This window comes from Stenotrophomonas sp. P5_A8 (genome assembly GCF_056400545.1).
In genome coordinates this window covers 1-12,299 of record NZ_JBFULB010000009.1, presented here as the reverse complement: position 1 = coordinate 12,299, position 12,299 = coordinate 1, and the positions used below count along the sequence as shown (strand labels likewise).

The following is a 12,299-nucleotide window of genomic DNA, read 5'->3' as shown; positions in this document are numbered from 1 at the left end:
AGGTATTCCCCCGTGTACGGACGATGTGGACTGCATCAGCCATGCCTTGCGGCACTTGGATGTCATTACAGTCGCCACGTCATCGGCGGGGCACTTCATTCCGGCAGCACATGCGTGCGTTCCGGCAAGACAAGAACGATAACCGGCAGCGGCATGCGCAATTCCGGCAGATTGCCGGAAACGTGCATGGCGGGCGGCGGCAGCGCAGGCAAAGGGGTGAAACGATCAGGCGGGGCTACCGATCTGGGCCGGCGCACGCATCAGCGTGTCGCGCGGCAGCTCGCCGAACACGCGCCGATAGTTGTCGGCAAACCGCGACAGATCCCACAGGCCACAGCTGAGCGCCACCGCCTTGACCGACTTGCGGCTCGAGTCTGCCATCGACAACCCACGGCAGGCCGCGCACAGGCGCAGCATCGACAGATAGCGGTTTGGCGAGGTGCCGAACAAGTCCTCGAAAGCGTAGCGCAGGGCGCGCTCACTGACGCCTGCGGCGTCGCAGATTTCATGCATGTAGATATAGCGACGCAGGTTGAGCCGCATGAAATTCTCGGCGCGCTGCGCGATCAGGTAATGCGCACGGCGGGCGCGCGTATTGGATGGCCGGTCCTCGCTGCCGGCGCCCAGCAGTGCATGGATGTGCGCGTGCAACACCGATTCCACCGCATCGGCAGGCAGCAGCCCGCCCGGTTGGGCCAGGTGTTCGTGCAGGTCGGCATAGCGCTGCGGCAGCGCCGACCCGCCAGGTGCGCAATCCACGTTGAACAGCGACAGCGCCTGCCCCGACGGCAACGTGTTGCGCAGGCTGAGTTCGGTCAGCTTGCGCTGCACGCGCTGCATCGGCGCCAGCAGCAGGCTCAGATGCGTACCCGCGCTAAGCGTGAACTCGCTGATGCCCTCCGGCAGCACGGTGACGGCCATGCCAGCACTGAGTGGGATGCCGTGGCACCAGCTTTGACCTTCCTCGGTGGCGTGGATGAAGCCCAGCAGGCACCAGTCCTGCGGCAGCATGAAGCGCCCACGGAAATGGAAGCCGCACTGCGCGGTGCAGAACAGGGCCTCGTCGTGCACGCGCGAATGCAGGCTCGCGCGCGGACCGTTGCCGTCCAGCAGGACCATCTCCAGGTCGCAGACGCGCAGCACGCCGCTCAGCGTGGCCAGGTCATAAGGCCTGAGCGCGCCGTCGCCGTTGTCGTCCACTACACCATCTACCATGACAGTGATGCCCCCTTGCGCCTGGATGCGCGCGACGCCGGTCAAACCGGCTGCGCCCGTTTCGTCCTGAATGTCCTCGGCCAATGCCCTGCATAAACCCGCCACCGGCCGCCAGCGCGGCAACGGGAAACAATGAAATGTCCTTCCTGCATATTGCGCGCGGGTCGACGCCCGATTATCGATGCGCATTTTCGGCAAGTATGCATGAACTCGCCGGAAGGTAAACCCACCGCCGCAGCGGGCTCTGCGCGTGAAGAAAACGCCTTGAAACAGCTTGGAACGGTCTAAACTACGCGCCAGAAATCCCTCATCACCCCCTCATCACGCTATAAACACACCTCTTTCACTTTATAAACATTAAATGTTGGTCAACGCCCACGCATGGATAAAGGGCGAGCCGCAGCGGTTAAAGTCGAACGCATCGCTGCCTATGATTGAATTGAATACTGTTGATCGCGCCGGACTTTCCGGCAGGCACGCATCCCGGCAGTTCCATGGCGGAAACCGGGTATGCACGACAGGGGGAAGCAATGCAGACGCTCAGGGATGTGACGCTGTTCCCAAATCAACATGCGCTGGCGAAGACGCCGCGCGGTGCGACGCTGCCTGCTCCGCCCTTCCCGCACATGGCCTGCCTGGCAATGCCCAAGTAGGCCTGCGGCCGCAGGCGCGGCCGCTTCCTGCGCACGGAGCGCGCAGGCCACAGGATGGATCCGGCGGAGCCGGAGATCCCCCATCCATACGCAGGCAGTCCCATTGATTGACCGGAACAGGGAGTAGACCGTCATGAAAGCCTCCATCCGCAGTTTCCTCGCCGAAGAAGACGGCGTCACCGCGCTCGAATACGGCATCCTCGCCGCCGTGATCGCCGGCGTCCTGGTGGTCGCCGCGAAGACCGGCCTCAGCGATATGTTCACCTCGCTGTTCGCCAAGCTCAAAACACTGGTTGAAAGCGCCGGCGGTGGCAGCGCCCCGTCGACCGGCTGATCGGCGCCGCGCTCCCGCAAGCACTGCGACTGCAGGCTGTGCGCCTGCGGCGATGCCAACGGTTTACCGCTGTTCCCCGGTTCGATGCGCTATCACGGAGGACCCATCGGATGTCACTGCTGCCCGTCCTGGCCCTGCTGCTGAGTGCACAGGTCGCGATCAGCGACCTGTATGCGCGGCGCGTGTCCAACCGCTGGCTGTCGTGCGTCGGCGCGACCGCACTGGGATGGCTGCTGTGGACATGGGGCAGCGGCGCGGGCACGTTCCCAGGCACGCATCTGGCCGGCCTGGTGGTGGGTCTGGCAGCGCTGCTGCCGTTCTACCTGCTGGGCTGGATGGGCGCCGGCGACGTGAAGTACTTCGCCGTACTTGGCCTGCTGCTGGGCGCCCCGGCGCTGCTGCCGATCTGGGTGATCAGCAGCCTGATGGCCGGTGCGCATGCGTTGTGCGTGCTCCTCGCGCCCGGCCTGCGCGCCACGCTGCCGTTGCGTGCGCAATGGCTGCATGCACGCGCACAGCAGCACTGGCAGGCGCGCCCGACGGCTCGCCGCATCCACGCCTCGCGACAGGGCCGGGTCGGCATTCCGTACGCGGCCTACCTTGCCTTCACCACGCTGGGCTTCATCGCCTGGAGCACCTACGGAGCAGGCCCATGAGCCGCCATACCCTCCATCGCACCGACCGCGCGCGACAGCGCGGCGTGGTCACCATCGAATTCGCCTTCATGCTGATCCTGGGCCTGGTGCCGTTGCTGATGCTCACCTACACCGGGGTGATGATCATGGCCGCCCAGCAGACCCTGGCCCTGGCCTCGGCCGAAGGCGCGCGCGCCTCGCTGCGCTATGCCAGCACCAGCGAGCGCCGGGTCGCCGCCTGTCAGGCCGCACAGCGCTCGRTGCAGTGGCTGTTGAATTTCGCCGGCCAACCGGCCAACTGCAGTACCGCCGGCGCGCCGCCGATCGTGGTCTCCGCACCGGCGCCCTGCGCAGGGCTGGCCAGTGCGCAGTGTATCCAGGTGTCGGTGAGCTACGACTACAGCAGCAAACCCTTCCTGCCCGGCACCGGCCGCGTCTACGGCTGGCTGATCACCCAGCCGATCCGCAGTACTGCGGTGGCCCAGCTCGACCTGGGCACGCCGTGATGCGACGCGCCCCTTGCCCGGAGTCTGCATGCTCAAGTTGACCCGCATCGCCGCTGTCGCATTGATCGCGCTGGCGCTGGTGCTGGCGCTGGTGGCGTTTCTGGTCAGCCGGCGTCCGGCGCAGAGCGTGGCCGCGCCAGCGCCCCAGGTGGATGGCCAGCCGCAGCACTGGCCGGTGGTGGAAGCCGCTACCCGCCTGCCCGCCGGCCGCCCGATCGCCGCATCGGACCTGCGCATCGGCGCGGCCCCGCAGGCACCGGTCGGTGGCTACGCAAACATCGCCGACGCCTCCGGCGCGGTGCCGGTGCGTGATATCGCCGCCGGCACCGCCTTGAACAGCGCGCTGATGGCGCAGGGTTATGCCCTCCGGCTCAATCCGGGTGAGCGCGCGCTGGCGGTGCCGGTGGACGAACTGGTCGCCGCCGGCAACCGCATCCTGCCCGGTGACTATGTCGATGTGTTCCTCAACCTGCGCGCGCCGCCGGGCATGAACACCGACGGCCAGGCGCAGGCACGGCTGCTGCTGTCGCGGCTGCGCGTGCTCAGCTACGGCGCCGCCGACAGCGCGCCTGGCCAGCCCAGCACCGCGGCCAACGACGCCGCACCGGGCGCCAACGACAGCCGCGCACAGGACATCCAGGGAGCGTCCGCGTCCAGTGGCAGCAACAGCGGCAACAGCACCAACGCGCCCATCCGCAGCGCGGTGCTGGCCGTGCCGGTGGCCGAGGCCAACCGCCTGTTGCTGGGTGCGCAGCAGGGCCGGTTGTTCCTGGCACTGCGCAATCCGGCCGATGTCGGCCAGCCCGACCAGAGCCTGTTCGCCCAGCCCGGCGGCGTACTCGACGCGCGACGCGAGCTCAGCCCGGAACAACGCCTGGCGCTGCAGTCGCCGGAGAACGATGCCTACGCCGGCATCGACAGCGACGCGTTGGCCGGCCGCGCGACGCACGCCGCGCGCGCGCCGATGCCGGTCCGTGCCAGCGCACCGCGGGCCACCCCGCGCCTGGATCGCGGTGTCGAAATCATCCGCGGCGATGTTTCCTCCCACAGCCGCTCGCCCTGAGCCCGACCGAGAGACTCCATGACGCCCTGCAATGCCCGTCTGTACCGCACCTCACGTCATTGGCCGGCGCGCCTGCTGCTGGCGCTGCTGCTGGGCACCTGCCCGGTGCTGGGCATGGCCAACGCCGATGTGGTCCTGCAGACGCGCGAGCAACGGCCGTGGACGCTGCCGGCCGATCTGGAGCGGGTGGCCATCGCCGATCCCAGCGTGGCCGACGTGGTGATGCTGAGCGGCAAGCGCCAGGCGCTGCTGGTGGGCAAGGCGCCAGGCACCACCACCCTGCTGGTGTGGCGCCGCCAGCAGAGCGAGCCGCAACGGATGCAGATCGATGTGCGCAGCGCGGTCCAGGGGGCGCTGCCGCCGTCGCAAGACCTGCAGCTCACGCTGCAGGATGGCCAGGGTCTGCTGCAAGGGAGTGCGGCAGACCTGCTGGACCATGAGCAGACCCGCAAGGCCGCCAGCATGGCGTTGGGCAAGGACGGCCAGCTCGCCGATGCGTCCACGATTGCCAGTGGCGGTGTGGTCCAGGTGGAGGTCAAGGTGGTGGAGTTCAACAAGTCGGTGCTGCGGCAGATCGGGATGAGCTTTGCCAACCGCAACAATGGCTTCTTCTATGGCATCACCCGGCCCGGCGGCACCCTGCCCGGCGTCGCCCCGGTCGGCACCGACCCCGACGTGCCGGTGGTCAACAACCCGCTGTCCTCTGCGTTCGGGCTGGTGTTCAAGTCGCTCACCCATGGCTGGGATGCCAACATCGACCTGCTGCAGAGCAACGGCATGGCGCGCGTGCTGGCCGAACCCACCTTGGTCGCCCTGTCCGGTCAGAGCGCCAGCTTCCTGGCCGGTGGCGAGCTGCCGATCCTGGAACCCCAGGGTCTGGGCACCACCACCGTCACCTTCAGGCCGTTCGGCATCGGCCTGACCGTCACCCCGACCGTGCTCGGTCCGAACCGGATCGCGCTGAAGGTCGCCCCGGAAGCCAGCGACCTCAATTACGCTGCGGGTGTCTCCTACAACGGTGTGCAGATCCCCTCCATCACCACCCGTCGCGCCGACACCACCGTGGAACTGGGCGATGGTGAGACCTTCGTGATCGGTGGACTGGTCAGCAACACCGTCAGCTCCAACGTCGACAAGATTCCGCTGCTGGGCGACCTGCCGATCATCGGCGCGTTCTTCCGCAGCCTGAGCTACAAACGCGAGGAGAAGGAACTGGTGATCATCGTCACCCCGCGCCTGGTGCAACCGCTGGCCCGCGACACCGTGGTACCGCTGCCGGGGGACCGCGAAGCCAAGCCGAACCTGCCGGTGTGGGGTGCCTGGCTGCTCAGCCCGGCCTCGTCCGACCAGCTGCCCGGCTTCTCGCGCTGAGCCGATGCCAGGAGCCCGCCCCGCATGTCCTCCGCCTCGATCCCGCTGTTGCACCCGATGGCGCCGCCGATGACCCTGGTGCTGGTCGCCCCCAACCGTGACCTGCTGGCAGCGCTCGGCGCCAAGCTGCCGGTCGGCACCCGCGTGGAGTGGGAAGACAGCCGCGGCTCGACGCTCGCGCTGGATGTGTATCGGCGCAACGGCACCTGCATCGTGCTGCTGGATTTCCGCCGCGAACAGGCGGCCGCAACCACCGATCTGACCCGGCATCTGCAACGCACGCTGCCCGATCTGTCACTGGTGGCGGTTGGCTCCACCGCCCCGGACCAGCTGGATGGCGTAGTGGCCGCGCTGCGCGCAGGCGTGCGCGACATCCTCGACCTGGAGGCGTCCACCGCCGACATCGATGCCGTCTTGCGCCGCGCCGGCGGCAGCGCGCCGGTCCGCAGCGTGGCGCCCGAACCGGCGCACAAGGCGCGGCTGGTGCTGGTGCTGGGTGTACGCGCCGGCGTGGGCAGCAGCACCCTGGCCGCCCATGTGGGCGTGCTGGCGCAACAGCTCGGCCATCCCGGCGCCACGTCCAGTACCGACCCCGATCCGTCGCAGCACGACAACAGCCTGCTGCTGCTCGACCTGGGCCAGCCGGCGGGCGACGCGGCGCTGTACCTCAATCTGGACAGCCAGTTCCATTACGACGATGCGCTGCGCAACGCCAACCGCATCGACGCCACCCTCGCCCGCACCGCGATGACCCGACATCCGGGTGGGCTGGCGTTGCTCGGTCAACCGGCCGGCAGCGATACCGGCCCCATCGCCGATCCCGCCGTGCTGGTGCAGCGCCTGCGCGGCGTGTTCGACACGGTGCTGTGCGATCTTGGCGGCGCACCCGTGCGACAGATCCCGCGCTCGCTGCTCAACAGCGCCGATGACATCTGGCTCGTCGCCGACCAGGCGATCGGCACACTGGTGTCGCTGGACCTGGCGCTCAAGCAGCTCGAAGCGCTGGGCGCGCGCGATGGTCGCCTGCACCTGGTGATCAACCGCCACGACGAAGCCGGCGGGCTGGCACCGGCGCAGATCGCAGAACGCTTCGGCGTGCCGCTGCTGGCCACCCTGCCCGACTGCCACCGCCTGCGCAGCAGCGCCAACCACGGCCACCTGCTCCTTCAGGATGCGCCGCGCGATCCTTACCTGCGTGCCCTCACCCCCCTGCTGGCGCGACTGGACCCGGCCGTTGCCGACGCCCTGCCGCGCGGGTGGCGGGAAAAACTCGTCCTCCGCCTGAGTGGTCTCCCATGGAAGACAAAGTGACCCCGTTCGCCCCCCTGCATGCGCGCGCCGAGGCCATCGCCCCGGTGGACACGGCGCCGCCCCCGTTCGCGCAGTCCGACGAGTACCAGAAAGTGCTCGTCGCCGCGCATGAGCACCTGCTCAACAGCATCGAGGACGAGCGCATCGACATCGATGCGTGGGCCCCGGACACCGTGGCGCGCTACGTGCACACCCAGACCGCGATCTTCGTGCAGGAGTGGCGCATCCCGGTCAACGAGGCCGAGATGGAGGTGGTGGCCGGCGCACTGGTCAAGGAATTGACCGGCTTCGGTCCGCTCGACGACCTGCTGCATGACCCGAGCATCGAAGACATCCTGATCAACGGCTACAAGGACATCCATGTCTCCCAGGGCGGGCGCCTGGTACGCGCCACCCAGCGCTTCAGCGATGACAGCCACCTGCTGCGCATCCTGCGCCGCATCCTCGCCCCGCTGGGGCGGCGGCTGGACGAATCCAACCCGATGGTCGATGCGCGCCTGCCCAACGGCGGCCGCCTCAACGCGATCATCTCCCCGCTCGCGGTGGATGGCCCGATGGTGTCCATCCGCAAGTTCCGCAAGGATCCGTTCACTCCCGACGAACTGCTGCGCATGGGCACCTTCGACCGCCCGATGCAGGCGCTGCTGCACGCGATGGTGCTGGGCCGCTGCAACATCCTGGTCTCCGGCGGCACCAGTTCGGGCAAGACCTCGCTGCTCAACGCATTGGCCAGCTACGTACCGGGCGACGAGCGCGTAATCACCGTCGAGGACACCGCCGAACTCTCGCTCAACCACCCGCACGTGGTGCGCCTGGAAAGCCGTATCGGCGGTGCCGATGGCCAGGGGGCGGTGAGCATCCGCGACCTGGTCCGCAACAGCCTGCGCATGCGCCCGGACCGGATCGTGGTCGGCGAAGTGCGTGGGGCCGAAGTGCTGGAAATGCTGCAGGCGATGAACACCGGCCACGACGGTTCGATGGCCACCATCCACGCCAACTCCCCGCGCGACTGCCTGTACCGCATCGAGATGCTGGCCGGCTTCGCCGGTTTCCAGGGCAGCGAGGACAGCCTGCGCCGGCAGATTGCCAGCGCCATCGATTTCATCGTGCAGATCTCCCGCCTCGGCAGCGGTAGACGCGTGCTGGTGTCGATCACGGAAATCACCGGCGTCAGCGACAACCTGATCAGCACCCAGGAAATGTTCCGCCACGAAATCCAGCTCGACGCCGACGGCAAGGAACACGACCGCTGGGTCGGGCTGGGCTTCCATCCGCATTCGCACAAGCTCGAGCCGTTCCGGCGCCAGTTGCGCGAAGCACTGGACGGAGCTTACTGAGCATGGTCACGGTGCTGCTGCTGTGCAGTGCGGCGCTGGTGCTGGTGGCGGTAGCCGTCGAGCTGTGGTGGGGCGCGGGCCGCCGCGAACGCCAGCGCGCCTCGCTGCAGCACACCGAACAGCGCCTGGCCGCCAACCCGGCCACGCCGGTACTGGCCGGCATGCCGACGCGACCGGCCAACCCAGCGCCGTTGCCGACCGTAACCGCGCGACCCGACGCGCTGCCGTGGGATGCGCTGCTGCAACGTGCCGGGCTGCGGCCGGGCTGGCGCCTGCCGATCCTCTGGCTGCTGGGTGGCATCGCGCTGGCCTGGTTGGCGGCAGCACGCATCGGCACCGCCTGGATGTGGCCGATCGCCTTCGGCCTGTATGCGCTGCTGCTGGGGCTGTGGGTGTCGCGCCGCATCCTCGGCCTRCAACGCCGCCTGCTGCGACAGCTGCCGGACTTCCTCGACAACCTGGTGCGCCTGACCGGGCTCGGCAACAGCCTGCAGATGTCCTTCCAGACCGCCAGCCAGCAGGTGCCGATGCCGCTGCGCGGTCTGCTCGATGACACCCTGTCCGGCACCCGCAGTGGCCTGGACCTGGACCGCGCCCTCAGCCAGGCCGCGCAGCCCTACCGGCTGGACGTGCTGGACGTACTCGCCGTGGTGCTCGGGGTGAGCATCCGCATCGGCGGGCGCTCGGACCAGATCCTGCAGCGCATGAGCGACTTCATGCGCGACCTGGACCAGGCCCGCCAGGAGCTGATGGCCACCACGTCCGAAACGCGCATGTCGGCCTGGGTGCTCGGCCTGCTGCCGCCGCTGTCGGCGCTGCTGATGGCCATTGTCAGTCCGGACTTTTTCGAGCCGATGCTGCAGGTGCCGCTGGGCCACCGCATTCTCGGTGCGGCCCTGCTGCTCGAACTGATCGGCGGCTTCCTGCTGTATCGCCTGGCCCGTTCGCTATGAGCGCCGGCACCTTGCTGATCGCCGCGTTGCTGCTGCTCGCCCTCGGGCTGGGCCTGCTGGGCGTGGCCGGGCTGTGGCTCACGGGCCAGCAGAACCGCACGGCCGCCACGCTGCAGAGCGCACTGCGCAACCGCGACGCCGGCCCGCGTGAACCCGCCAGCCCGACCACAGCGGCGCCCGCGCCGGAGACCGGTCCGCGCGGCTGGGCGTGGCTGGCCACGCTGGGCGAGCGCTTCAACGGTGGCCGCCTCGAAGCGGCCCTGCTGGCCCCGGAAGATCGCCTGCTGCTCGACCAGGCCGGCTGGCATACCCGCGCCGGCACGGCCACCTTCCTGGCGCTGCGCCTGCTGCTGGCCGTGCTGTGCCTGCTGCTGGCCATGGCCTTCTACAGCGGCGACGGCCTCAGCCGGATCGTGGTGATGATCGTGGCGCTGGGAGTCGGCGTACTGCTGCCCAAGTTCGCGCTGCGTGCCTGGGCCACGCGCCTGCGCAAGCGCGTGTCGGCCGAGCTGCCGTTGCTGATCGACCTGCTGCGCCTGCTGCAGGGCGTGGGTTTCAGCATGGACCAGAGTCTGCAGACCCTCGGCGACAAACTGCGCAGCGCCATCCCGGTGCTCGGCCGCGAAATCCACCAGGCCAATATCGCCTACATGCACGGGCGCACACGTCAGCAATCGCTGCGGCGGCTGGCCGAGTCGTTTGATGACGAAGACCTGCGCAGCCTGGTGCAGCTGATGCTGCAGGTGCACGAACACGGCGGCGCGGTGCAGGAGCCGCTGCGCCAGTTCAGCGTGCGCCTGCGCGAACAGCGCCGTTCAACGCTCAAGGAAAAGGTCGGCAAGCTCTCGGTCAAGATGACCGTGGTGATGATGCTGACCCTGCTGCCGGCACTGATGCTGGTGTTGTCCGGCCCGGCGATCATCGCCCTGGCCAATGCCGTGAACCGTCTGGGATGAAGACCATGCCGATCCAACCGCGTCACTGCTGGTTGCTGCTCATCACGCTGGCTGCATGCACCGCCTGCGGCTCGGCGCACAACGCCTACCGTCCCGATCCGCTCAGTCTGGCACCGCTGGAATCGCCCCCGCAGGACGACAAGCGCATGTACCTGGACCTGATCGGCCAGATGCAGCGCCAGGGCGCCTACTTCGCCTCGCTGGCGCACGTGGACGCCTACCGCCAACGCTATGGCGACACGCCTGCATTGCGCCTGCTGCAGGCCGATGGCCTGCGTGAAACCCAGCAGGTGGAGGCCGCACGGGCCATCTATACCAGCCTAACCAATGGTCCCCAGGGGGCCGCCGCCTGGCACGGCCTGGGCCTGATCGCCGCACGGGCCGGTGATGCTGCCCAGGCCGAAACAAGCCTGGCGCGTGCCGTGCAATTGCAACCGCTCAACACCGACTACCTCGGTGACCTCGGCTTTGCACGGCTGCGCGCCGGGCAGCTCGGGCAGGCGCGCGAGCCCCTGGCCAAGGCGGCCGAGCTGGCCCCGGGCAATGTAAAAGCAAACGCCAACCTGGCGGTATGGGCACTGCTGCGCAACGACACTGCGATGGCCGAGCAGATCATGCGCAGCGCTGCCCTGCCGCAGGGCGCACGCGACGAAGTGCAGCGTCTGGCCCAGCAGTTGCGGATGGCACCCATCGCCAGTGCGCCGCCTGCCACCGCAACACCGGTCACGATCGCCGAGGTGCCGCGCACGCGCACACCGGTTGCCGCCGGTGCACCGCGCACGCCACGCGCCGATGCCCGCCTTGCCCCGTCGATGCTGGAACGCTTCGGCGGCATCGACCTCGCCACCGAGAGCACGCCATGACCGCCTTCGCTCCCCCTGCGCTGCGTATCGCCCTGGCCGCTACGTGCCTGCTCGCCTGTACCGTGGCCGGCGCCCAGCAACGCCCGCTGACCGGTCAGATGCTGGGCGATACCGCTCCGCCTCGCACGGAGATGGCCGCGACACCGCCCGCACCACCGGTACCGCCCCCGTACGAACCGCTGCTGCCGCCCCTGCCCCCGACCGACCCGCTGCCACTGCCGATACCGGATCGACCGCAGATCGGCGACACCACCCGTGCGCTGCTGCAGCTGCAGGCGCGTGGCAGCCATGCCGGCGCGCACCTGCCGATGCTCGGCGACCAGGCCTCGCTCAGCTACGCACGCTACCTGCAGAGCTTCACCCACCCCATCCCGGAGTTCCTCGACACCAGCGTGCGCAAACAGGTCACTGGTGACGGCAACGGAGAGTGACCCCATGAATACCCACGCCCGTCAGCGCGGTGGCATGTCGGTGACGATGATGCTGGTGATGCTCGGCCTGGTGACGATGCTGGGCCTGGTCGAAATCGGCTATCTGTACTGGGCCAAGCGCGATGTGCAGAAAATCGCCGACCTCTCCGCGCTGGCCGGCGCGCAGCGGCTGGACCTGTGCAGCGCCGACCGCGCCGACAACAGCGCCGCGCGCAGCAACGCCGTGCAGGCCAACCGCTTCCCCGGCACGCTCAACGTGCGCTGCGGCGACTGGAATCCCACCCACACCACCGCCGACCACTTCGTCGACAGCGCCGCCAGCGCGCCCGTCAACGCGGTCAAGGTCAGTGCCGAACGCCCGGTGCTGCCGTTCTTCGGCCAGACCGGCGGATTGCCGCAGGTGCGCGCGCAGGCGGTCGCCACGCGGGCGCCACCGCTGGCGGTGTTCAGCGTCGGCTCGCAGCTGCTGCGGGCCAACGGCAACACCCCGCTGGGCGGCGTCCTGAAACTGGTCGGCGTCGATCTGGACCAGACCACCCTGCTCGGTTACGACGGCCTGGCCCAGGCCAGGATCACCCCCGGCGGCCTGCTCAATGCACTGGGCATTCCAGTGGATGCCAACATCAGCATCGGCGACTTCAACGCCCTGCTGGCCGCGCACAAGGTATCGC

13 protein-coding genes are annotated in these 12,299 nt (G+C 68.7%); 12 read left to right on the top strand and 1 reads right to left on the bottom strand.

Annotated elements, in window-relative coordinates; genetic code table 11:
* Positions 1 to 225: 225 nt before the first annotated feature.
* On the bottom strand, positions 226 to 1,215 hold the full coding sequence (locus tag AC1DQP_RS01485; protein WP_256774218.1) for a helix-turn-helix domain-containing protein: 990 nt from the start codon (positions 1,213 to 1,215) through the stop codon (positions 226 to 228).
* Positions 1,216 to 2,001: 786 nt separating this feature from the next.
* Between AC1DQP_RS01485 and AC1DQP_RS01480 the strand changes: the two genes are divergently transcribed.
* From AC1DQP_RS01480 to AC1DQP_RS01425, 12 genes are all read left to right on the top strand, one after another.
* Positions 2,002 to 2,202, top strand: coding sequence for a Flp family type IVb pilin (locus AC1DQP_RS01480; protein ID WP_256774217.1), 201 nt, complete (start codon positions 2,002 to 2,004; stop codon positions 2,200 to 2,202).
* A gap of 110 nt (positions 2,203 to 2,312) precedes the next feature.
* Positions 2,313 to 2,858 (top strand): A24 family peptidase, encoded by a 546-nt coding sequence (locus AC1DQP_RS01475; RefSeq protein WP_256774216.1) that lies wholly within the window; start codon positions 2,313 to 2,315, stop codon positions 2,856 to 2,858.
* Positions 2,855 to 3,343 (top strand): TadE/TadG family type IV pilus assembly protein, encoded by a 489-nt coding sequence (locus AC1DQP_RS01470; RefSeq protein WP_478050985.1) that lies wholly within the window; start codon positions 2,855 to 2,857, stop codon positions 3,341 to 3,343. Before AC1DQP_RS01475 ends, AC1DQP_RS01470 begins: the two co-directional genes overlap by 4 nt.
* Before the next feature lie 28 nt (positions 3,344 to 3,371).
* Positions 3,372 to 4,406 carry a Flp pilus assembly protein CpaB gene (cpaB, locus tag AC1DQP_RS01465; protein ID WP_256774214.1) on the top strand — a complete coding sequence of 345 codons (1,035 nt, stop codon included), beginning with the start codon at positions 3,372 to 3,374 and terminating at the stop codon, positions 4,404 to 4,406.
* Between the two features lie 18 nt (positions 4,407 to 4,424).
* The gene (locus tag AC1DQP_RS01460; RefSeq protein ID WP_478050984.1) at positions 4,425 to 5,777 is read left to right on the top strand and encodes a type II and III secretion system protein family protein; all 1,353 of its coding nucleotides are present in this window, start codon (positions 4,425 to 4,427) and stop codon (positions 5,775 to 5,777) included.
* 24 nt (positions 5,778 to 5,801) lie between these two features.
* Positions 5,802 to 7,088: a CpaE/TadZ family protein gene (locus AC1DQP_RS01455; RefSeq protein WP_478050983.1), complete on the top strand. Its 1,287-nt coding sequence runs from the start codon at positions 5,802 to 5,804 to the stop codon at positions 7,086 to 7,088.
* Complete coding sequence (locus AC1DQP_RS01450; RefSeq protein WP_256774212.1) at positions 7,073 to 8,425, top strand: TadA family conjugal transfer-associated ATPase; 1,353 nt, start codon at positions 7,073 to 7,075, stop codon at positions 8,423 to 8,425. The genes AC1DQP_RS01455 and AC1DQP_RS01450 overlap by 16 nt, the downstream gene beginning before the upstream one ends.
* Before the next feature lie 2 nt (positions 8,426 to 8,427).
* Positions 8,428 to 9,378, top strand: coding sequence for a type II secretion system F family protein (locus AC1DQP_RS01445; RefSeq protein WP_457319127.1), 951 nt, complete (start codon positions 8,428 to 8,430; stop codon positions 9,376 to 9,378).
* Entirely contained in the window at positions 9,375 to 10,334 is a 960-nt protein-coding gene (locus AC1DQP_RS01440; RefSeq protein WP_457319126.1) for a type II secretion system F family protein, read from the top strand. Before AC1DQP_RS01445 ends, AC1DQP_RS01440 begins: the two co-directional genes overlap by 4 nt.
* Positions 10,335 to 10,339: 5 nt before the next feature.
* Positions 10,340 to 11,197 (top strand): tetratricopeptide repeat protein, encoded by an 858-nt coding sequence (locus AC1DQP_RS01435; protein WP_457319125.1) that lies wholly within the window; start codon positions 10,340 to 10,342, stop codon positions 11,195 to 11,197.
* Positions 11,194 to 11,628, top strand: a complete 435-nt coding sequence (locus AC1DQP_RS01430) for a DUF3613 domain-containing protein (RefSeq protein ID WP_256774208.1) — start codon at positions 11,194 to 11,196, stop codon at positions 11,626 to 11,628. Before AC1DQP_RS01435 ends, AC1DQP_RS01430 begins: the two co-directional genes overlap by 4 nt.
* A 4-nt stretch (positions 11,629 to 11,632) precedes the next feature.
* Positions 11,633 to 12,299, top strand: a 667-nt coding sequence (locus tag AC1DQP_RS01425) for a TadG family pilus assembly protein (RefSeq protein ID WP_478050982.1), incomplete at its 3' end; no start/stop codon positions are given.

What these genes read in the sequence shown, in the direction of transcription:
- AC1DQP_RS01485 (WP_256774218.1), bottom strand. Translation starts at nt 1,215, where the DNA reads ATGGTAGATGGTGTAGTGGACGACAACGGCGACGGCGCGCTCAGGCCT.
- AC1DQP_RS01480 (WP_256774217.1), top strand. Translation starts at nt 2,002, where the DNA reads ATGAAAGCCTCCATCCGCAGTTTCCTCGCCGAAGAAGACGGCGTCACC.
- AC1DQP_RS01475 (WP_256774216.1), top strand. Translation starts at nt 2,313, where the DNA reads ATGTCACTGCTGCCCGTCCTGGCCCTGCTGCTGAGTGCACAGGTCGCG.
- cpaB (WP_256774214.1), top strand. Translation starts at nt 3,372, where the DNA reads ATGCTCAAGTTGACCCGCATCGCCGCTGTCGCATTGATCGCGCTGGCG.
- AC1DQP_RS01460 (WP_478050984.1), top strand. Translation starts at nt 4,425, where the DNA reads ATGACGCCCTGCAATGCCCGTCTGTACCGCACCTCACGTCATTGGCCG.
- AC1DQP_RS01455 (WP_478050983.1), top strand. Translation starts at nt 5,802, where the DNA reads ATGTCCTCCGCCTCGATCCCGCTGTTGCACCCGATGGCGCCGCCGATG.
- AC1DQP_RS01450 (WP_256774212.1), top strand. Translation starts at nt 7,073, where the DNA reads ATGGAAGACAAAGTGACCCCGTTCGCCCCCCTGCATGCGCGCGCCGAG.
- AC1DQP_RS01440 (WP_457319126.1), top strand. Translation starts at nt 9,375, where the DNA reads ATGAGCGCCGGCACCTTGCTGATCGCCGCGTTGCTGCTGCTCGCCCTC.
- AC1DQP_RS01435 (WP_457319125.1), top strand. Translation starts at nt 10,340, where the DNA reads ATGCCGATCCAACCGCGTCACTGCTGGTTGCTGCTCATCACGCTGGCT.
- AC1DQP_RS01430 (WP_256774208.1), top strand. Translation starts at nt 11,194, where the DNA reads ATGACCGCCTTCGCTCCCCCTGCGCTGCGTATCGCCCTGGCCGCTACG.